The organism is Pseudomonas oryziphila (genome assembly GCF_003940825.1).
Classification (GTDB): Bacteria; Pseudomonadota; Gammaproteobacteria; order Pseudomonadales; family Pseudomonadaceae; genus Aquipseudomonas; species Aquipseudomonas sichuanensis.
In genome coordinates this window covers 398,901-419,687 of sequence record NZ_CP034338.1, presented here as the reverse complement: position 1 = coordinate 419,687, position 20,787 = coordinate 398,901, and the positions used below count along the sequence as shown (strand labels likewise).

Annotated in this window: 18 protein-coding genes; 6 read left to right on the top strand and 12 right to left on the bottom strand. The window is 64.4% G+C overall.

The genetic code is table 11. From position 1 onward, the window contains the following. Window positions 1–59 precede the first annotated feature (59 nt). Together EJA05_RS02015 and EJA05_RS02010 are read right to left on the bottom strand one after the other, a co-directional pair. Complete coding sequence (locus EJA05_RS02015) at window positions 60–218, bottom strand: YqaE/Pmp3 family membrane protein (RefSeq protein ID WP_009681539.1); 159 nt, start codon at window positions 216–218, stop codon at window positions 60–62. 165 nt (window positions 219–383) lie between these two features. After that, window positions 384–1,661, bottom strand: coding sequence for an aspartate aminotransferase family protein (locus EJA05_RS02010; protein ID WP_125857190.1), 1,278 nt, complete (start codon window positions 1,659–1,661; stop codon window positions 384–386). A gap of 210 nt (window positions 1,662–1,871) precedes the next feature. On the opposite strand from EJA05_RS02010, the gene EJA05_RS02005 reads away from it, so the two are divergent. Then, window positions 1,872–2,795, top strand: a complete 924-nt coding sequence (locus EJA05_RS02005) for a LysR family transcriptional regulator (protein WP_125462327.1) — start codon at window positions 1,872–1,874, stop codon at window positions 2,793–2,795. 372 nt (window positions 2,796–3,167) lie between these two features. Here the strand turns inward: EJA05_RS02005 and EJA05_RS02000 are convergent, their stop codons facing one another. From EJA05_RS02000 to bioB, 9 genes are all read right to left on the bottom strand, one after another. Beyond that, window positions 3,168–4,946: an acyl-CoA dehydrogenase C-terminal domain-containing protein gene (locus EJA05_RS02000; protein WP_125462326.1), complete on the bottom strand. Its 1,779-nt coding sequence runs from the start codon at window positions 4,944–4,946 to the stop codon at window positions 3,168–3,170. Between the two features lie 123 nt (window positions 4,947–5,069). Next, on the bottom strand, window positions 5,070–6,353 hold the full coding sequence (locus EJA05_RS01995; RefSeq protein ID WP_125857189.1) for a GGDEF domain-containing protein: 1,284 nt from the start codon (window positions 6,351–6,353) through the stop codon (window positions 5,070–5,072). Window positions 6,354–6,664: 311 nt separating this feature from the next. Further along, window positions 6,665–8,470, bottom strand: coding sequence for a phenylacyl-CoA dehydrogenase (locus tag EJA05_RS01990; RefSeq protein WP_125857188.1), 1,806 nt, complete (start codon window positions 8,468–8,470; stop codon window positions 6,665–6,667). Between the two features lie 265 nt (window positions 8,471–8,735). Further along, window positions 8,736–9,032 (bottom strand): pyrroloquinoline quinone biosynthesis protein PqqE, encoded by a 297-nt coding sequence (locus tag EJA05_RS01985; protein WP_125462323.1) that lies wholly within the window; start codon window positions 9,030–9,032, stop codon window positions 8,736–8,738. A 131-nt stretch (window positions 9,033–9,163) separates the two neighbouring features. Further along, complete coding sequence (gene bioD, locus EJA05_RS01980; RefSeq protein ID WP_125857187.1) at window positions 9,164–9,844, bottom strand: dethiobiotin synthase; 681 nt, start codon at window positions 9,842–9,844, stop codon at window positions 9,164–9,166. Window position 9,845: 1 nt separating this feature from the next. After that, the gene (gene bioC / locus EJA05_RS01975; RefSeq protein WP_125857186.1) at window positions 9,846–10,670 is read right to left on the bottom strand and encodes a malonyl-ACP O-methyltransferase BioC; all 825 of its coding nucleotides are present in this window, start codon (window positions 10,668–10,670) and stop codon (window positions 9,846–9,848) included. Then, window positions 10,663–11,394, bottom strand: coding sequence for an alpha/beta fold hydrolase (locus EJA05_RS01970; RefSeq protein ID WP_125857185.1), 732 nt, complete (start codon window positions 11,392–11,394; stop codon window positions 10,663–10,665). Before EJA05_RS01970 ends, bioC begins: the two co-directional genes overlap by 8 nt. Further along, window positions 11,387–12,559, bottom strand: coding sequence for an 8-amino-7-oxononanoate synthase (bioF, locus tag EJA05_RS01965; RefSeq protein WP_125857184.1), 1,173 nt, complete (start codon window positions 12,557–12,559; stop codon window positions 11,387–11,389). Before bioF ends, EJA05_RS01970 begins: the two co-directional genes overlap by 8 nt. 2 nt (window positions 12,560–12,561) lie before the next feature. Further along, on the bottom strand, window positions 12,562–13,620 hold the full coding sequence (bioB, locus tag EJA05_RS01960; RefSeq protein ID WP_125857183.1) for a biotin synthase BioB: 1,059 nt from the start codon (window positions 13,618–13,620) through the stop codon (window positions 12,562–12,564). Window positions 13,621–13,709: 89 nt separating this feature from the next. On the opposite strand from bioB, the gene EJA05_RS01955 reads away from it, so the two are divergent. From EJA05_RS01955 to rarD, 4 genes are all read left to right on the top strand, one after another. Further along, on the top strand, window positions 13,710–14,447 hold the full coding sequence (locus EJA05_RS01955) for a ComF family protein (RefSeq protein ID WP_125857182.1): 738 nt from the start codon (window positions 13,710–13,712) through the stop codon (window positions 14,445–14,447). Window positions 14,448–14,504: 57 nt separating this feature from the next. Continuing rightward, window positions 14,505–15,269 carry a TOBE domain-containing protein gene (locus tag EJA05_RS01950; RefSeq protein WP_125857181.1) on the top strand — a complete coding sequence of 255 codons (765 nt, stop codon included), beginning with the start codon at window positions 14,505–14,507 and terminating at the stop codon, window positions 15,267–15,269. A gap of 70 nt (window positions 15,270–15,339) precedes the next feature. After that, entirely contained in the window at window positions 15,340–16,314 is a 975-nt protein-coding gene (locus EJA05_RS01945; RefSeq protein WP_125857180.1) for a serine/threonine protein kinase, read from the top strand. A 64-nt stretch (window positions 16,315–16,378) separates the two neighbouring features. Beyond that, window positions 16,379–17,266, top strand: a complete 888-nt coding sequence (rarD, locus tag EJA05_RS01940) for an EamA family transporter RarD (RefSeq protein ID WP_125857179.1) — start codon at window positions 16,379–16,381, stop codon at window positions 17,264–17,266. 332 nt (window positions 17,267–17,598) lie between these two features. Here the strand turns inward: rarD and EJA05_RS01935 are convergent, their stop codons facing one another. Then, a complete protein-coding gene (locus tag EJA05_RS01935) occupies window positions 17,599–18,117 on the bottom strand; it encodes a glycine cleavage system protein R (RefSeq protein ID WP_125462313.1) in 519 nt (172 codons plus the stop codon). Window positions 18,118–18,576: 459 nt separating this feature from the next. Between EJA05_RS01935 and EJA05_RS01930 the strand changes: the two genes are divergently transcribed. Further along, complete coding sequence (locus EJA05_RS01930) at window positions 18,577–20,754, top strand: malate synthase G (RefSeq protein WP_125857178.1); 2,178 nt, start codon at window positions 18,577–18,579, stop codon at window positions 20,752–20,754. Window positions 20,755–20,787 lie beyond the last annotated feature (33 nt).

The window sequence follows — 20,787 nt, the reverse complement described above, 5'->3', positions numbered from 1 at the left end:
CAGCCCTTTCGCGACACAAGGCCGCTCCTACAAAGACAGTTGCGCCCACACCGGCCGCCTCAACGCTTGGCGATGATGTACACCGCATGCACGATGCCCGGAATGTACCCCAGCAAGGTCAGCAGGATGTTCAGCCAGAATGCCCCACCGAAACCCACCTGGAGGAACACCCCCAGTGGCGGCAGGATGATGGCGATGATGATGCGAATGAAATCCATGCGAAACGCTCCTTGAAGGGTTTCAACAAAGACTAGCCGCACCGCCCGGTGGTTCCATCACTGAACGCCAGGCAAAAAAAACGCCCCGAGCCAAACACTACAGGCCAAGGGCGATGCGCAGAAACGCGAGACGGTTCGTTGAAATTCGTTACCCCGGGTGCGCGGTCAGGCCGACACTTCGCGGCGGTTGGCTTGCTGGGCGTGCACACGGGCAAAGGCGCGGGCCAGGCGCAGGAGCATCTCGTCGATGTTGCCCTTGCTCACCGTCAGGGCCGGCGAGAATCGCACCACATCGGCCTGCGGTGCATTGAGCAGCAGCCCCTCATGCAGCGCGGCCTCGACCAAGGCTGCGGCGGCGTCATCGCGCAACTGCAGGCCCCACAGCAGGCCCTGGCCGCGCACTTCGCCCTGGCCATAGCGCCCGGCCAGGCGGCTGAGGCCGTCGCGCAGGTGCCGACCGCTGTCCTGTACCTGCTCGAAGAACCCCGGCTCCAGCACGGTCTGCAACACCGCAAGCCCAGCAGCGGTCATCAGTGCGTTGCCGTGGTGGCTGCCTTCCAGCTCGCCGGGGGCGGCGCAGCAGGCCGAACCGCGGGCCAGTAACGCCGCCAATGGCACACCGCCGCCCAGGCCCTTGCCTAGGGTGACGATGTCGGCCCGCACGCCGTAGGCATGTTCCGCCAACAGGGCACCGCAACGCCCTACGCCGGTTTGCACCTCGTCGAGGATCAGCAGGATGCCCAGTTCACGGCACAGCTGCTCGACGCCCTTGAGGTATTCACGGGTGGCAGGAATCACGCCGGCCTCGCCCTGGATCGGTTCGAGCATGATCGCCACAGTGCGCGAGTCCACCGCCGCATGCAGCGCGGCCAGATCGTTGAACGGCACCTTGCTGAAACCCGGCAACCCTGGCTCGCAGCGGTTGCACGGCAACGGGTCGGAGGCCGACAGCGCCCCCAGGCTTCGCCCGTGGCAGCCCTGGCTGGCGGTAATGATGTGGTAGGCGCCGTTACGGTGCAGCTGGCCCCACTTGCGCGCCAGCTTGATCGCCCCTTCACAGGCCTCGGCGCCGCTGTTGAGCAGGTAGGCCTGGTCACTGCCGGTGCTCTGGCACAGGAGCTCGACCAGCCTGAGCAGGGTGCGGCTGTGGTAACCCGCGCCCGGGTTGATCAATGCCTGGGCCTGGTTGCTCAACGCCTTGACCAGCACGTTCGGGCTGTGGCCGAGGCTGTTGACCGCGCCGCCCTGGGTGAAGTCCAGGTAGGCATGCCCTTCACTGTCCCACAGCCAGGAACCCTGGCCACGCACGAACACCTGCGCCGCACGCTCGCTGCCGGGCATCAGCCGTTCACGCGATAGCTGCGCCGTGGCGGGCTCGGGCATCGGTACCGGCTTGGGAGCTGCCACGGCAGGGGCCGGGCGGCGCAGGTTGAACAGGTTCATCAGGGCTCCAGCCATTCACGGTCGGCGGCGGTCAAGGCCTCCGGTCGAATGCCGGATTTGATATTTTGCCTTGCCTATCAAAAGTGTTTTTCATCCGGGGTAACAATCGCGTCGATGATCGCTGTAACCCGCTGGAATACGGCGATAGACTAGGCCTCGGGGCGCTCCGGGGCCATTTGGATTTTGCAGCTTTTTTGATAAGTATCACTTATGGATTTTCGCCAACTGCGTTATTTCGTCGCGGTGTATGAAGAAGGCCATGTGGGCCGCGCCGCCGAACGCCTGTCACTGTCCCAGCCGGCCCTGTCGCAACAGATCCGTCAGTTGGAGCACAGCCTCGACCTGAGCCTGTTCGAACGCAGCAACAAACGCCTGCTGCCAACCCTGGCCGCCCACACCCTGTACAACCACGCTCTGCCACTGCTCGATGGCCTGCAGCGGGCCCACGAGGCCATGCGCAACTTCAAGGGCCAGTCGCTGCGTACCCTGGCCATCGGCGTGCTGCAGACCGTGCGGCCAAGCCTGGTGCCGCAGCTGCTGGAACGCGTGCGCAAGGCTCAGCCGCACCTTGTGGTGCAGATCTATGAACTGTCGGGGCTGGAGATCGAGCGACGCTTGCTCAACGGCAACCTGGATATCGGGATCAGCTACCTGCCACCGCGCCAACCGGGGCTGCATGGCTTGTTGCTGTATGAGGACGAATTGCAGCTGGTCATCCCCAATACCCACCCCTTGAAAGACTTCAAGAAGGTCTCGCTACGCCAGGCGGCCGAACTGCCGATGCTGATGCTGGGTGAAGAGTTCCAGATCCGCCAGATCTGGAAGGCGCAACTGGCCAACCTGGGCCGCAGGCCGCAGGTACAGGCAGAGATGAACAACATGGCGGGGATTCTCGACAGCCTGGCGCACACGGCGCTGGCCACCGTCCTGCCAGGGCGGGCCAAAGAGGCTGCCGAGGATGACCAGGCACTGCTGTGGAAGCCCTTGAGCGAGCCGCGGGTACCGCTTAAGGTCGGCCTGGTATTCCGCGATGCCCAGCGCCAGCAGGCGTCGGTGGAGCTGCTGCGCACCCTGCTGGAAGCAGAGACAGACGCGCGTCAGCTGGGTGTGTCACCGCTGGACGTGCTCGGCTGAAAAACACAGGCACAAAGAAAACCCCGCCGAAGCGAGGTTTCCTAGACTGTTTCCCTTTGACATCCTTATCTCCCCACCGTCCTGGCAGGATCCTTTCGTGTCCCTGTTTGTCCATTGCGCTTCCTGCGCTACGTCCATGTAAGAAAGAGTAACCGTGGATCCAATCTTAGGAAAGGGGCGAAAAGTCACCACGTCATGTAAGACAAAGCTTACAAGAGGATTCCTTGGCAAACGGCGAGGTCAGCAGGTGGCGATGCTTCCAGCTTTCCGATTAATCACAAGCAGGGCCACGAAAGTCGTGCCCCTGCGTAAGCGCTGCCGATCAAGGCGCCAGACGGGCTGGAGTGGGCGGCAGGGCAGCCCACAGGTAGATCAGAACTGTTCTGCGTCCAGCAGATAGAGCGAATCGCTCCCCGCCTTCACCGAAGCCACCAGCGAATGCACCCGAGGCAACAGCCGCGCGAAGTAGAACCGTGCGGTTCCCAGCTTGGCCCCGTAGAAGTCGGCATCGCCCTCGCCCGCCTTGGCCGCACGGGCCATCAGTGCCCACATGTAGGCATAGGCGACGTAACCGAACGCGTGCAGGTACTCCACCGACGCCGCACCGATCTCGTTAGGGTTGCCTTTGGCCTTGTCCAGCACCCAGGCCGTCAGTTCGTCGAGCTGGTCGAGGGAAGCCGCCAGCGGCTTGGTGAACTCACCCAACTCGCTGCCAGCGGCGACGACAAACTGGCGGATCTCGTCGGCAAACAGCTGGTAGTAGGCGCCGCCGCTGGCCACCACCTTGCGACCGACCAGGTCCAGGGCCTGGATGCCGTTGGTGCCTTCGTAGATCTGGGTGATGCGCACATCACGTACCAGTTGCTCCTGGCCCCACTCACGGATATAGCCGTGGCCACCGAACACCTGCTGGCCGTGCACAGTGCACTCCAGGCCCAGGTCGGTGAGGAAAGCCTTGGCCACTGGCGTCAGCAGGGCTACCAGTTCTTCGCTGCGCTTGCGGGTCGCGGCGTCTTCGCTGTACTTGGCGCTGTCGAGTTGCAGCGCCACGTAGCTCGAGAAGGCCCGGCCACCCTCGATCAGCGCTTTCATGGTCAGCAGCATGCGACGCACGTCCGGGTGAACGATGATCGGGTCGGCGACCTTGTCCTTGGCTTGCGGGCCGGTCGGTGCGCGGCTCTGCAGGCGGTCGCGGGCGTACTCGACGGCGTTCTGGTACGAGCGCTCGGCCGAGGCCAGGCCCTGGATGCCAACACCCAGGCGCTCGTAGTTCATCATGGTGAACATGGCGGCCAGGCCCTTGTTCGGCTCACCCACGATATAGCCGACTGCCTCGTCGAAGTTCATCACGCAGGTGGCCGAGGCCTGGATGCCCATCTTGTGCTCGATCGAGCCGCAGTTGGCGGGGTTGCGCGCACCGAGGCTGCCGTCTTCGTTGACCAGGAACTTGGGCACCAGGAACAGCGAAATGCCCTTGGGGCCCGCCGGTGCGTCCGGCAGCTTGGCCAGCACCAGATGGATGATGTTCTCGGTGAGGTCGTGCTCGCCACCGGTGATGAAGATCTTGGTGCCGCTGACCTTGTAGCTGCCGTCGGCCTGCGGTTCGGCCTTGGTGCGGATGATGCCCAGGTCGGTACCGGCGTGGGGCTCGGTCAGGCACATGGAACCGGCCCAGACGCCGGCGTACATGTTCGGCAGGTATTTCTCCTTCAGCGCCTCACTGGCGTGGGCGTTGATCGACAGGCAGGCACCGGCGGTGAGCATCGGGTACAGGCCAAACGCCAGGCTCGAGGCGTTGACCATCTCTTCGACCTGGGCGGAAATCGCCTTGGGCATGCCCATGCCGCCGAACTGCGGATCGCCACCCACGCCCACCCAGCCACCTTCGGCAAAGGTCTGGTAGGCCTCGATAAAGCCTGCCGGGGTGCGCACTGCGCCGTTTTCCCAGTGGCAGCCTTCTTCGTCGGCGGCACGGCTCAGCGGGGCAATGGTCTTGCTGGTGACCTTGCCGGCCTCTTCCAGCACGGCCATGGCGGTGTCGGCATCGACCGTCTCGGCCAGGGCAGGCAGCTGCGACCAGAGTGTGGCCACGTCGAAGACTTCATTGAGAACGAAGCGCATATCGCGCAGGGGCGCTTTATATTCAGCCATGACAACCTCTCGCTATAAGGCTCGGGGCGGTCCGACGGGACCGCGGCACTGGGTTGTAGCCAGTGTAACCGAACAACTTTTTCGAGACATAGGGTCATCATCCGACCGAATGGTCAGCCATGGTCACGCCATTCGTATGGCACCGCGCTGTGATTGCTGGCCGAAGGTCATCACGCAGTTACGCCCCGCGCCCTTGGCGCTGTACAGGGCCTGGTCCGCGGACTTGAGCACTTGCTCGGGGTTGCGATGCTCAAGCTGGCGCTCGGCGATACCGATGCTGATGGTGACCGAAACCGTACTGCTGCCGTTGCCAGCACGGCGTTGTCGGCCGGCGCCATCATCCTGCGGGCGGTTGCTCTGGTCGCGAAGCTGAATGGCGTAGTTGGCGATCATCTCGCGCACCGCCTCCAGGTGCGGCAGGCATTCCTCGGCGGTCTTGCCAGCGAACACCAGGGCAAACTCCTCGCCGCCATAGCGGTAGGCTCGGCCACCACCGGTGACTTTGGACAGGCGGCTGGCCACCAGGCGCAGAACCTGGTCACCGACGTCATGGCCATGGGTATCGTTGAATTTCTTGAAGTGGTCGACGTCGCTCATGGCGATCACGTAGTTGCGCCCCAGCCGCTGCATGCGCTCGTTCAATGCGCGGCGCCCCGGCAGGCCGGTCAGTTCGTCGCGGAAGGCCATCTGATAGGCCTCGTGGGAGACTGCAGCAGCGATCATCAGCATCACCTGGCTGCACATGATGTTCAGGGTGAACGGCAGGATGAAGGTCTTGGGCAGCATCCAGAAGATACCGATCAGCCCGATGACCTGTGCCGCATGCAAGGGCCGGGGCTCGCGCAGGTACTGCACCACCAGCAGGATGAACACGACGATGAACAGCGGGTAGGCCAACTGGATAAGGCTCATCCACTGGCCATGCAGCGACGGCCAGCGGATCTCCGCCAGCCAGCCCAACAGGGCCTCGGGGAAGCTCTGCTCCAGCGCCAGCGCCACGCTGCCGACAGCAAACAGCACGGCAAAGCGGGCGAGCATGTCCTGGGCCAGGTGGGTACGTTCCTGCCAGGCCGCATACAGGCCGAACAACGCCGGGAGCAGCAGGCAGACCAGGTGGAAGATCACCGCAGCATCCTCGCGCACCCGGCCATTGTCGCGGTAGAAGTCGGTCTGGGTGTCGAGCAGGAAATAGGCGATGTATACCGTGACCATCAGGAACAGCTCGCGCTGCCGGCGATACACCGCGCAATAGGCCCCGCCCAGCAGCAGGACCAAGGTAGGCAGCACATTGAACAGCGATGTGAAGAAGACACTCAGGTCCCTCACATAGGCCGCGGCAAGGCCCGACAGCAAAAGAACCAGCGAAGGCAGGAAGTGGCTCGCGCGTACAGCGGATAGACGAAACAAGGGTAATCTCCGACCCGGCAGATCAATAATGGCATTGTGCCCCTACTTCATCCACTGTGCACCTGAATAGATGAAATTTTGACGTCGGGTTAACGGCAGGCAGGTGTGCATGCTTGAGGCACACTCGTTACTGGATGCGACATCTCTGCAGACTTTTCCCTTCTTTTTGCAAGAACGGGCTTGCTCCGTGATCGCGTTGGAGATGTCTGAGCCCCTGCCTGGCGGACCGCTGCCACTTGGCCACCTGAATCGATGGGCAAAAAAAAACCGCCTGCCGATAACGGCAGACGGTTTTGCTACAGCCGGCAGGCTTAGTAGGACAGACCGAAATCGTCTTCCTTCATCGCCATCAGGTTGTCGGCACCAGACAGGATCGCCGCGACATGCGTGCGGGTGCGCGGCAGGATGCGCTGGAAGTAGAAGCGCGCAGTCTGCAGCTTGGCGGTGTAGAACGCCTCTTCGCTGGTGCCGGCAGCCAACTTCTCGGCGGCCAGGCGAGCGATGTCGGCCCAGAAGTAGGCCAGGCAGGCATAGCCGGAATACATCAGGTAATCCACCGAAGCGGCACCGACTTCCTCGCGATCCTTCATCGCCGCCATGCCGATCTTCATGGTCAGCTCGCCCCACTCCTTGTTGATCGCCGCCAGTGGCTCGACGAACTCTTTGGTAGCAGCGTTGCCTTCCTGGCCCTGGCAGAACTTGTGGACGATCTTGGTGAAGCCTTTGAGCGCCTCGCCCTGGGTCATCAGCACCTTGCGGCCGAGCAGGTCGAGGGCCTGGATGCCGGTGGTGCCTTCGTACAGCATGGAAATGCGGCTGTCGCGCACGTTCTGCTCCATGCCCCACTCGGCGATGAAGCCGTGGCCACCGTAGATCTGCACGCCGTGGTTGGCAGCTTCAAAGCCGACTTCGGTCATGAAGGCCTTGGCGATCGGGGTGAGGAAGGCCAGCAGTGCGTCGGCCTTTTTCTTGGCCTCTTCATCCTGGCTGTACTTGACGATATCCACCTGCTGGGCGGTGAAGTAGACCATCGCACGGTTACCTTCGGCGAAGGCCTTCATGGTCAGCAGCATGCGGCGCACGTCGGGGTGGACGATGATCGGGTCGGCCGCCTTTTCAGGCGCTTTCGGGCCGGTCAGGGAGCGCATCTGCAGGCGATCGCGGGCGTACTTCAGGCCGCCCTGGAACGCCACTTCAGCGTGGGCCAGGCCCTGCAGTGCGGTGCCCAGGCGTGCGGTGTTCATGAAGGTGAACATGCAGTTCAGGCCCTTGTTGGCTGGGCCGATCAGGTAGCCGGTGGCGCTGTCGAAGTTCATCACGCAGGTGGCGTTGCCGTGGATGCCCATCTTGTGCTCGAGCGAGCCGCAGCTCACGCCGTTGCGCTCACCGACGCCGCCTTCGGCGTTTGGCAGGTACTTGGGCACGATGAACAGCGAAATGCCTTTGGTGCCGGCAGGCGCATCGGGCAGGCGGGCCAGGACGATATGGACGATGTTGTCGGCCATGTCGTGTTCACCGGCCGAGATGAAGATCTTGGTGCCGGACACCTTGTAGCTGCCGTCGGCCTGAGGCTCGGCCTTGGTGCGCAGCATGCCCAGGTCGGTACCGCAGTGCGGTTCGGTCAGGCACATGGTGCCGGTCCACTCGCCGGACACCAGCTTGGTCAGGTAGGTGTGCTGCTGCTCGGGGGTGCCGTGCTCGGAGATGGTGTTCATCGCGCCGTGGGACAGGCCTGGGTACATGCCCCACGACCAGTTCGACTCACCGACCATCTCGCTCAGGGCCAGGCCCAGCGACTCGGGCAGGCCCTGGCCGCCGTGTTCGACGTCATGGGCCAGGCTTGGCCAGCCGCCTTCGACGAATTGCTCGTAGGCTTCCTTGAAGCCGGTCGGCGTTTTCACGCCCGACTCGCTCCAGGTGCAGCCTTCCAGGTCACCGACACGGTTCAGCGGGGCCAATACCTGCTCACAGAATTTCGCGCCTTCTTCAAGAATCGCGTCCACCATGTCTGGCGTGGCGTCCTGGCAGGCCGGCAGGCTCGCATAGTGCGCCTCATAGCCAAGCAGTTCGTCGCGGACGAAGCGGATATCACGCAAGGGAGCTTTGTAATCAGGCATTGCGATGAACCTCTGTGATGAGTTCTCTGGGGAGACCGCTGACACCGACCAACGCTTGGCGGCTATCGATCAAACAGTTGTTTGAAACTTACGTTTAGGTGGCTGCGATGTCAAGGAAGGCTCAGTGTCATTTACGCCGCCCAGCATGACATTTACGCCACCACCCTCTAAACGCATCGCGGGGCAAGCCCACTCCCACGCGATGCCGCAGGGCGGGGCGTGGGAGCGGGCTTGCCCCGCGATGTTGCTGAATGTGAGGTGACGATCAGGCGTAGGTGTCGATGAACCGACCGAGCATTTCGTCCGAGGCCTTGGCGACTTTGACGCCCAGTTCGACTTCCTGCTTGCCCAGCGCCAGTTGCACGGTGCTGGTGGCCAGGTCCATCTGCTGGCTGCGGTCGACGCCACGCAGGCGCTCGGCCTGGTAGTCGGTGGACTGGCTGGTGTTGCCACGCTCGACGGCGCCACTGGCGATCTGCTGGGCGGCCTGGTCGACACGGTTCTGCCCGTTCTGGATGGCCCCCAGGCCTGCGTAGAAGGCGGAGCTTGCGTTGATTTCCATGTCAGGACTCCGTGACGCTGGGTAATGAACAGGGCTTATTAAAGCAGGCCAGCCGGAAAAAGGCCCGTTTAAATCCCTAATAGCCTAGTGCCAGCCAATAGACCGGATCATGCCGCCATCCGGCAGGCCGTCTAGTCCAGCAGATCCAGCTGCAGATGCGCGGCCACTGCATCCGCACTCGCCTGCTTGAGCCATGGCACCCGCCCCAGGCAAGGCGCGGGCAGCCGCTCGGCCAGGCTGGAAAGGTTATCTTCCAACCGCGATGTCCGTGGGTCGACGATATTCGCCACCCAACCGGCCAGTTGCAGGCCATCCCGGGCAATCGCCTCGGCACTGAGCAGGGCGTGGTTGATACACCCGAGGCGCACGCCAACCACCAGGATCACCGGCAGCTTCAGGGCAATCGCCAGGTCCGACAGGTTGGCGTGGTCCGAAAGCGGCACGCGCCATCCCCCGGCACCTTCGACCAGGGTGAAATCGGCACTCTGTGCCAGCACATGGTGCATGGCTTCCAGCAACGTCGGCACACTCAGCGCTACCCCGGCTTCGCGCGCGGCGACATGGGGGGCGATGGCCGGCTCGAAGGCGAAAGGATTGACCTGCTCATAAGGCAGCTTGATCGAGCTTTCATCGATAAGCGCCAGGGCATCGCTGTTGCGCAACCCCTTGGGGGTGACCACACAACCGGACGCCACCGGCTTGGCTGCCAGGGTACTCAAGTCACGCTGACGCGCCGCATGCAGCAGGCCGGCGGCGATGGTGGTCTTGCCAACGTCAGTGTCGGTGCCGGCGATGAAATAAGCCTGGTTCATGTTACTGCCCCTCTGCCGCAGATTGACGCAGCACACCGTAGACCACCTGATAGGTGGCCGGCAGCCCCTGGGGCTGGCGGAACTGCTCGTAAGCCTGCAGCAGCCCCTGCATCCGCGCCCGCCCGGTGAGCCCGCCAGGGCGCCCAGGGTTGAGGTTGTGCGCGCCAAGGGCCTTGAGTTCGTGGGTCAGGCTGCGCACGTCCGGGTAGTGCAGCACATGGGCGCGGCGCTCCAGCCCGAGCAGTTCCAGGCCGCTGCCCGCGCACAGGCGCTGGTAGTCCTCGAAGTGGCGGAAGCGGTTGACGTGGACCATGCCGTCTACCACCTGCCAGCTGGCGCGTAGCTCGTCGAGCGTACCGACACACAGGCTGCTGAACGCCATCACACCGCCCGGGCGCAAAACCCGCCCGGCCTCGCTCAAGACACTGCCGAACTGGCCACACCACTGCACCGCCAGGCTGCTGAACAGCAGGTCGACACTGCCATCGGCCAGCGGCAGGCGCTCGGCATCACCCGCCACGTGATACTGCGCACCACCTTGCTCACGGGCATGGCGCAGCATGCCCTCGGCGATATCCATGGCCACGCCGCTGGCACTGGCGAAACGCGTCGCCAGCAGCCGGCTGAAGTGCCCCGTGCCGCTGCCCAGGTCAAGCCAGCGCTCAGGCGCCAGGTCGTCCGGCAGCTTGTCCAGCAAGGTCGCCCCCACCGCACGCTGCAAGGCCGCGACACTGTCGTAGCTGGCGGCGGCACGGGAGAACGAAGCCGCCACCTGGCGTTTGTCTGGCAAGCCGCCGGGCAGGTTCGGCTGGGAAAGGTCAGTCATCGCCACTCTCATGCAAAAAACTCTTGATGCCCGCCGCCAGCTCCTGCGGATATTCCAGCAGGAAGGCGTGGGAACTGTCTTCGACCAGGCCGACTTCCACGTCCGGCAACAACTCGCTCAACGCCTTGGCCGCCTCCGCCGGAACCAGCGCGTCACTGCCGGCAAACAGATGCAGTTGTGGGCCGCCGTACTGCTCCAGTCCCGCGCGGGTATCCAGCTTGGCCAACACTTCCAGGCCGGTGGCCAGGTACAACGGGTCGGTATCGGGCACGCCCACCCCCAACTGACGCAACAAGGTGCGCGGCTGCAGCGCGCCGTCGCTGCACAGGGTGCGGAAGCGCTTGAGGGTGACCTGCGTATGGCTGCGGCAGCCATCGAGGAAGGTGCCAAAGGTGTCCGCCGCCATCCCATGGGGCCAGTCCGGCCGGGCGACGAAACTGGGATTACTGGCCAGGGTGAGCAGCCCGCAGCAGTGGTCGCCGCGCTTGTGGGCCAAGGCGCTGGCAAGCATGCCACCCAGCGACCAGCCGCCCAGCCAGGCATCGGTCGGCAACTGCCGGTCGAGGTGTTCGACCCAGGCCTGCACGTCGCTGTGGGGCAGCTCCGGCAGCGGCATCAGCTCTACCTGCAGGCGCAGGTCCTGGGCACGCAGGCTGGCGGCCAGCGGCTCCAGTGACGCAGTACCCAGCCCCCAGCCGGGCAGAAGGATCAAACGGTTACGCATCGGCGGCCTCCAGCGGCGGATAACACTCGGCCAATGCATTCAACAATAGCTGGACCTGCGCCTCACTGTGGGCGGCGCTCAGCGTCACCCGCAGCCGCGCGCTGCCGGCGGGTACGGTGGGTGGGCGAATAGCCGTCACCAGCAGGCCACGCTCGCGCAGCCGGTGCGACAACGCCATCGCCCGGGCGGCATCACCGATCAGGATCGGCTGGATCGCCGTGTGGCTGTCCATCAGCGTAAGGCCGATCTGCTCGGCGCCCTCGCGGAATTGGCGGATCAACGCCGCCAGGTGCTCGCGACGCCAGGTTTCCCGGCGTAGCAACTCCAGCGCCTTGAGCGTGGCGCAGGCCAGCGCCGGTGGTTGGCTGGTGGTGTAGATGTAGGGGCGGGCGAATTGCACCAGCGCCTCAATCAGTTCCTCGCTGCCCGCGACGAAAGCGCCCGCCGTGCCACAGGCTTTGCCCAGCGTGCCGATCAACACCGGCACATCCTCGACGCCCAGCCCGAAGTGCTCGACGATACCGCCACCCTTGGCACCCAAGGTACCCAGGCCATGGGCATCGTCGACCATCAGCCAGGCACCGCGGGCGCGGGCCACTTCAGCCAGGGCCGGCAGGTCGGCGCAGTCGCCGTCCATGCTGAACACGCCATCGGTGACCACCAGCGTATTGCCGGTGGCCTTGCCCAGGCGGCTGGCCAGGCTGGCCGGATCGTTGTGCAGGTAGCGGCTGAAACGCGCCCCACTGAGCAGCCCGCCATCCAGCAACGAAGCATGGTTGAGGCGGTCCTGCAACACCGTGTCGCCCTGCCCCACCAGCGCGGTGATGGCGCCAAGGTTGGCCATGTAACCGGTGGAGAACAACAGCGCCCGCGGGCGCCCAGTCAATTCGGCCAATGCCTCCTCGACCTGGTGGTGCGGTGTGCTGTGGCCGATCACCAGGTGCGAGGCGCCGCCGCCGACACCCCAGCGCTCGGCGCCGTCGCACCAGGCCTTTATCACCTCGGGGTGGTTGGCAAGGCCCAGGTAGTCGTTGCTGCAGAAGGCCAGCAGCGGCTGGCCATCGACCACCACCTGCGGCCCCTGCGGGCTCTGCAGCAGTGGCCGCTGACGGTAAAGGTCCGCGGCACGCCGTTCGGCCAGCCGCGCGGCGAGGTCGAAGGCCATGCTCAGGCCGAGGCTGCGTCGTAGAACAGCGCGCTGTTGCGCTGCTCGACCACTGCCTGCTCGATGGCGGCCTGATGCACTTCGTCGGCGTGCTCTTCACGGGCTTCGGGCTTGATGCCGAGGCGGGCGAACAGCTGCATGTCCTTGTCGGCCTGCGGGTTGGCGGTGGTCAGCAGTTTTTCGCCGTAGAAGATCGAGTTGGCGCCAGCCATGAAGGCCAGGGCCTGCATCTGCTCGTTCATCTGTTCACGGCCGGCGGACAAGCGCACGTGGGACTTGGGCATGAGGATGCGGGCCACGGCCAGCATGCGGATGAAATCGAACGGGTCGACGTCTTCCTCTTCAGCCAACGGCGTGCCGGCGACCTTGACCAGCATGTTGATCGGCACCGATTCCGGGTGCTCAGGCAGGTTGGCCAGCTGGATCAGCAGGCCTGCGCGGTCGTCCAGCGACTCGCCCATGCCGAGGATGCCGCCGGAGCAGATCTTCATGCCGGCATCACGCACGTAGGCCAGGGTCTGCAGGCGCTCGCTGTAGGTACGGGTGGTGATGATGCTGCCGTAGAACTCCGGCGAGGTGTCGAGGTTGTGGTTGTAGTAGTCCAGGCCGGCCTGAGCCAGGGCCAGGGTCTGCTCCTGGTCGAGCTTGCCGAGGGTCATGCAGGTTTCCAGGCCCATGGCCTTGACCCCTTTGACCATCTCCAGCACGTAGGGCATGTCCTTGGCCGACGGGTGCTTCCACGCAGCGCCCATGCAGAACCGGGTGGAGCCGATGGCCTTGGCCCGGGCGGCTTCTTCCAGCACCTTCTGCACTTCCATCAGCTTCTGTTTTTCCAGCCCGGTGTTGTAGTGGCCGGACTGCGGGCAGTACTTGCAGTCTTCCGGGCAGGCGCCGGTCTTGATCGACAGCAAGGTCGATACCTGTACGCGGTTGGGGTCGAAGTGCGCGCGATGCATGGTCTGCGCCTGGAACAGCAGGTCGTTGAACGGCTGCTGGAACAGCGCCTTGACCTCGGCCAGGGACCAGTCGTGACGTGTGGTTGCAATTGTGCTGGCGCTCATCGGCGTTTCCTTATCTATGGTCTGACTGACGCCGGGACAGGAAAGCCCGCCAGCGCATCACGGATAGCCCGCATATTTACGGAAGGACCATGGACTGTCAACCAAACATAAAAGCACTGGTTTACAAGTGTATAAATATTGATCACGGCTGTTTGCTCTGCGACGAACCCGCGCAACAGCCCTGGCCACTGTGCATGGCCTGCGAAAGCGAACTGCCCTGGCTCCACGAACAATGCCGCCGCTGCGGGCTGCCACTGCCGATGGACGGCTTTACCTGCGCCAGCTGCCGCCGCCGCGCACCGGCGTTCCACCAGGTCGTTGCGTTGTGGCATTACGGCTTTCCGATCGACAGCCTGATCAGCCGCTTCAAGCACAACAGCCAGTGGCCGATGGGCCGCCTGATGGCAGAGTTGCTCGGCCAGGCCCTGGAACATCGCTTCAACGAACACCTGCCACGGCCTGATCGCTTGTTGCCCGTCCCCCTGGCCAGCCGCCGCCTGCGCCAACGCGGCTTCAACCAGGCGGCGATGCTGGCCCGCTGGCTGGCCACGCAACTGCAACTGCCCTGCGACGAACAGCTGCTCGAACGCACACGCGACACCCAGGCCCAGCAGGCCCTGGGGGCCAAGGCCCGGCGGCGCAACCTGCGCCAGGCCTTCGCCCTCGCCCCGGGCGCTGATGTCGAAGGCCTGCACCTGGCGGTAATCGATGATGTGCTGACCACCGGCGCCACCGCCCAGGCCATCGCCAGCCTGTTGCGCAAACAGGGCGCCCGGCGCGTCGACATCTATTGCCTGGCGCGCACGCCAAGGCCCGATCAGGCTTGACTTGACCGGGTGCGGGCGGCAACGTCGCGGGATCTTCCGCACAACCGAACCCCGCCCATGTCCCTGCCCGCCCTGCTCACCCAGCACATCGCCCGCCGCCCGCAGCGCATTGCCCTGCTGCAGCATGTCGCCGAACAAGGCTCGATCACCCGCGCCGCCAAGGCCGCTGGCATCAGTTACAAGGCCGCCTGGGACGCCATCGACGAGCTCAACAACCTCGCCGACCAGCCGCTGGTCGAGCGCATCACGGGCGGCCGTGGTGGTGGCGGTGCACGGCTGTCCGCCGAGGGCGAACGCGTGCTGCGCCTGTACCAGCGCCTGCAAGCCTTGCAGACACAGATGCTCGAAGCCGCAGAGCACAGCAGCGACCTCGACTTGCTCGGCCGTCTGATGCTGCGCACCAGTGCCCGCAACCAGTTGCAGGGGCGGATCAGCGGCCTGCGCCGCGAAGGCCGGCATGACCGTATCAGCCTGACCCTCGGCGGCGGGCTGGAGATTGAAGCCTTGATCACCCGTGGCAGTACCGAACGGCTCGAGCTGACCCTGGGCGCCACGGTGCTGGCGCTGCTCAAAGCGGGTTGGCTGCAGTTGCTGGGCGCCGATGAGCAGGCCGAGCACGGCAGCAATTGCCTCAAGGCCACGGTCGAGGAAGTCCTGGCCGATGACGGCGAGCAACGCGAAGTGCGCCTGGTATTGGGCAACGGCCAGACCTTGTGCGCGATCGCCGAGCAGCCATGGCTGGAGCAGCATCAGGTACGGGCAGGCTGCGAGATCCGGGTGCAGTTCCATCCCTCCTATGTACTGCTGGGCGTACCGGTATAGCGCAGCCCCGCGGTTGCCGCGAGGAATGCGCTACCATGCGCCCACGCTGTCCCCGCGCCTGGAGCCCTGTATGTCCCACCCCTTCGACACCCTCACCCCCGACCTCGTGCTCGATGCCGTGGAAAGCCTGGGCTTTCTCAGCGATGCCCGCGTCCTGGCACTGAACAGCTACGAAAACCGGGTCTACCAGGTGGGCATCGAGGACGCGCAGCCGCTGATCGCCAAGTTCTACCGCCCGGGGCGCTGGAGCGACGCAGCCATTCTCGAAGAGCATGCCTATAGCGCCGAACTGGCCGACTGCGAGGTGCCGGTGGTAGCGCCGCTGCAGCACGACGGCCGTTCGCTGTTCGAGCACCAGGGCTTTCGCTTTGCCCTGTTCCCTCGCCGCGGCGGGCATGCGCCCGAGCCGGGCAACCTCGACCAGCTCTACCGCCTCGGCCAACTGCTCGGCCGCCTGCACGCAGTCGGTGCCACCCGCCCCTTCGAACACCGCGAACAACTGGCTGTGGACAACTTTGGCCACGCCTCCCTGCGCACCCTGCTCGAAGGCAATTTCGTCCCCCGCGAGCTGCTTCCAGCTTTCGAATCGGTGGCCCGTGACCTGCTCAAGCGCGTCGAGGACATCTACGCACGTACCCCGCACAAGCTGATCCGCCTGCACGGCGACCTGCACCCCGGCAACCTGATGCACCGCGACGAGGCCTACCACGTCGTCGATCTCGACGACTGCCGCATGGGCCCGGCGGTACAAGACCTGTGGATGATGCTCGCCGGCAGCCGCGAAGAGCGCCTGGGCCAGCTGGCCGAACTGATCGACGGCTACAACGAATTCCACGATTTCGACCCCCGCGAACTGGCCCTGATCGAGCCCCTGCGCGCCCTGCGCCAGCTGCACTACAGCGCCTGGCTGGCGCGGCGTTGGGACGACCCGGCGTTCCCGCCAAGCTTCCCCTGGTTCGGCCAGCCGCGTTACTGGGGCGACCAGATCCTCGCGCTGCGCGAACAGATGGCTGCGCTGGATGAACAACCGCTGAAATTGTTCTAGAAGCACAGCGCGCTCTGTCTACAATGGGCGTCGCGTTATTTAGCTACCTAAGCAAGGATTCTGCATGCACGCCGCCAACCCGCGCCGCGGGTACATTCTGGGCCTCGGCGCCTACATCATCTGGGGCCTGTTCCCCCTGTACTTCAAAGCCATCCAGAGCGTCCCGGCGGTGGAAATCATCGTCCATCGGGTGCTGTGGTCGGCGCTGTTCGGCTCGTTGCTGCTCCTGGTGTGGAAACACCCCGGCTGGTGGCGCGAACTGCGCGACAACCCGCGCCGCCTGGCCATCCTGGCCCTGAGCGGCACGCTGATCGCCGGCAACTGGCTGACGTACGTGTGGGCTGTGAACAACGGGCGCATGCTCGAGGCCAGCCTGGGCTACTACATCAACCCACTGATCAATGTGCTGCTGGGCATGCTGCTGCTCGGCGAGCGTCTGCGCCGTCTGCAATGGCTGGCGGTAGGGCTGGCGGCATTGGGTGTGGCACAGCAGGTGTGGCAGGTCGGCAGCCTGCCATGGGTGTCGCTGGCACTGGCGCTGTCGTTCGGCTTTTATGGCTTGATTCGTAAACAGGCGCCAGTGGCCGCGTTGCCGGGGCTGGTGGTGGAAACCTGGATGCTGGTGCCATTGGCCATCGGCTGGCTGCTGCTGCACCCCACCGCCAACAGCGCCAGCCTGGACTTCTTCAGCAGCAGCGAAGCGCTGTGGCTGATCGCCGCCGGCCCGGTGACCCTGGTGCCGTTGGTATGCTTCAACGCCGCCGCCCGTCACTTGCCGTACACCACCCTGGGCTTCCTGCAGTACCTGGCGCCGACTCTGGTGCTGCTGCAGGCGGTGCTGCTGTTCGGCGAGCATTTGTCGTCCAGCACATTGATGGCCTTCGCCTGCATCTGGGCAGGCCTGGCCGTGTACAGCGTCGATGCCTGGCTCAGTTTGCGCAAGCGCGACTGATCAAATAATGCTCAAACCCCTGCAGGCCACGCCGTGCTTGGCCTGCAGCAAGCGCTCCAGAGGTTATCCACACCCTCGTCCCCGTGGTTTGTGCACAAGCTACTGATTACTGGGTGTTTTTTGCTCAAATCTCGCCAGCCTGCACCGTTGTTGGGCTGTAGCGGTACGCCCCCAGGTTATCCACAGGAGCATCCCCGTCGGATCTGGATAAAGCTAGGGGCGCTTCGCACCCCATCGCCGGCAAGCCGGCTCCCACAGGGGCGTGCTCATTCCAAGACTGTGGGAGCCGGCTTGCCGGCGATGGGCTGCACAGCAGCCCCGACCAACTCGCCTCACTCCTCCGGCCGCAGCTTCAACTCCACCATCAGGTCATCCGCCAGGCTCTCCAGCCGCTGCTGCAAATCATCCAATGCCAAGGTCAACGGCAGCGCCAGCAGGGCGTCGGCATGGAACAGCGGTTCGCTGCTCATCGGCGCCGGCCGCACCTCGGTGCTCAAACGCTCGACGTTGACCCCTTGCTCCGCCAGCAACCGGGTGATATCACGGACAATGCCCGGCCGGTCGTTGCCCACCAGCTCCATGGCGATCGGCTTCCAGGTACAGGACGGCTCGATGCCGCTCTCGGCGATCAGCACGCGAATATCGTATTTCGACAATTTATTGAGCGACACGACCAGTTCGTCGTAGTTCTCTGCAGGCACCGCCACCCGCAGGATCCCGGCGAACTGCCCGGCCATGCGCGACATACGGCTCTCCAGCCAGTTGCCGCTGTGATCGGCGATGCATTGGGCAATACGTTCGACCTGCCCGGCCTTGTCGGGGGCGATCACGGTGAGTACGAGATGGTCCACAGGCCACTCCTTCAGGTTCGGTCAGGGCCGTGTCAAACGGCCGAACAACAGGGACCGAATCAGTATAGGCAAGGCGCGGCAACCTGCCGCAGGACAGTCTGGCCGACCAATCGTGTACTGTTTCAAGATTTATCTGGAACAATCCACCTGTTTTTTGCGAACATACCCTCTCCCGGCGTGACCCTACGCGACTTATCGGTCACGCAGCGACGCTTTTAGTCTGATGTTTACCTGCCTGCTGCTTCATGTAGTATGCGTCGACGCGGACTACAAAGCGTCGTTTGGATGTCTGCCAAGGCGCCTGTGAAAATACGCGAGCCGCCCGCCAGCCAGTCTGGCGAGCCGCACCCAGCCGCGCTCGCCCGACGAGTGCATGCACTGGTGCCGTGTTTAGAGAAGCGCTACAGGCTTAATACAGAAGAGCGAAAGCGAAATAGCTGAGCAGAGGTGAGGCAAGCAATGACTGGATACGTTCAAGTCGGTGGCCTTCAGGTCGCCAAGGCCCTGTACGACTTCGTCAATAACGAAGCGATCCCTGGAACCGGCATCGAAGCCGACAAGTTCTGGGCCGGGGCGGCAGAGATCATCAAAGACCTCGCTCCCAAGAACAAAGCCCTGCTCGCCAAGCGCGACGAGCTGCAAGCCAAGATCGATGCCTGGCACCAGGCACGCAAAGGCCAGGCCCACGACGCCGCAGCCTACAAAGCATTCCTCCAGGAAATCGGCTACCTGCTGCCACAAGCAGACGATTTCCAGGCCACCACGCAAAACGTCGACGAAGAAATCGCCCACATGGCCGGCCCACAGCTGGTGGTGCCGGTGATGAACGCTCGCTTCGCCCTGAACGCCGCCAACGCCCGCTGGGGCTCGCTGTATGACGCGCTGTACGGCACCGACGTGATCAGCGATGAAGGCGGCGCCGAAAAGGGTCAGGGCTACAACAAGCTGCGTGGCAACAAAGTGATCGCCTTCGCCCGCGCCTTCCTCGACGAAGCCGCGCCACTGGCGGCCGGCTCCCACGTCGACTCCACCGCCTACCGCATCGAAGGCGGCAAGCTGGTCGTGGCCCTCAAGGGCGGCAGCAACAGCGGCCTGCGCGACGACGCCCAACTGATCGGTTTCCACGGCGACGCCGCCGCACCGACCGCCGTGCTGCTCAAGCACAACGGCCTGCACTTCGAGATCCAGGTCGACGCCAGTACCCCGGTCGGCAGCACCGACGCCGCCGGCGTGAAAGACATCCTGATGGAATCGGCGCTGACCACCATCATGGACTGCGAAGACTCGGTCGCCGCCGTCGACGCCGCTGACAAGGTGATCGTCTACCGCAACTGGCTGGGCCTGATGAAAGGCGACCTGGCCGAAAGCGTGAGCAAAGGCGGCAAGACCTTCACCCGCACCATGAACCCGGACCGCGAATACGCAGCCCCCAACGGCGGCAGCGTCACCCTGCACGGCCGTTCGCTGCTGTTCGTGCGCAACGTGGGTCACCTGATGACCAACCCAGCGATCCTCGACGCACAGGGCAACGAAATCCCCGAAGGCATCCAGGACGGCCTGTTCACCAACCTGATCGCCCTGCACAACCTCAACGGCAACACCAGCCGCAAGAACACCCGCAGCGGCAGCGTGTACATCGTCAAGCCGAAGATGCATGGCCCGGAAGAAGTGGCCTTCGCCGCCGAAATCTTCAGCCGCGTCGAAGACCTGCTGGGCATGAAACGCAACACCGTCAAGGTCGGCATCATGGACGAGGAGCGCCGCACCACGGTCAACCTCAAGTCCTGCATCAAGGCCGCCGCCGAGCGCGTGGTGTTCATCAACACCGGCTTCCTCGACCGTACCGGTGACGAAATCCACACCTCCATGGAAGCCGGCGCCGTGGTGCGCAAGGGCGCCATGAAGAACGAGAAGTGGATCGGCGCCTACGAGAACAACAACGTCGACGTCGGCCTGGCCACCGGCCTGCAAGGCCGTGCGCAGATCGGCAAAGGCATGTGGGCCATGCCCGACCTGATGGCCGCGATGCTCGAGCAGAAGATCGCCCACCCGCTGGCCGGCGCCAACACCGCCTGGGTACCATCGCCGACCGCCGCCACCCTCCACGCCCTGCACTACCACAAGGTCGACGTGCAGGCTCGTCAGCGCGAGCTGGCCCAGCGTGCCCCGGCCTCGGTGGACGACATCCTGACCATCCCGCTGGCCGCCGACACCAACTGGTCGGCCGACGAGATCCGCAACGAGTTGGACAACAACGCCCAGGGCATCCTCGGCTACGTGGTGCGCTGGATCGACCACGGTGTAGGTTGCTCGAAGGTGCCGGACATCAACGATGTCGGCCTGATGGAAGACCGCGCCACCCTGCGCATCTCGGCCCAGCTGCTGGCCAACTGGCTGCGCCATGGCGTGGTCACCCAGGAGCAGGTGCTGGAAAGCCTCAAGCGCATGGCCGCGGTGGTGGACAAGCAGAACGCCGGTGACGCCCAGTACCGCCCGATGGCGCCGAACTTCGATGACAACATCGCGTTCCAGGCGGCTATCGAGCTGGTGGTTGAAGGTGCCAAGCAGCCAAACGGCTACACCGAGCCAGTGCTGCACCGTCGTCGCCGCGAGTTCAAGGCGCGTAACGGGCTGTAATCAGCCAGCAACGCATCGCGGGGCAAGCCCGCT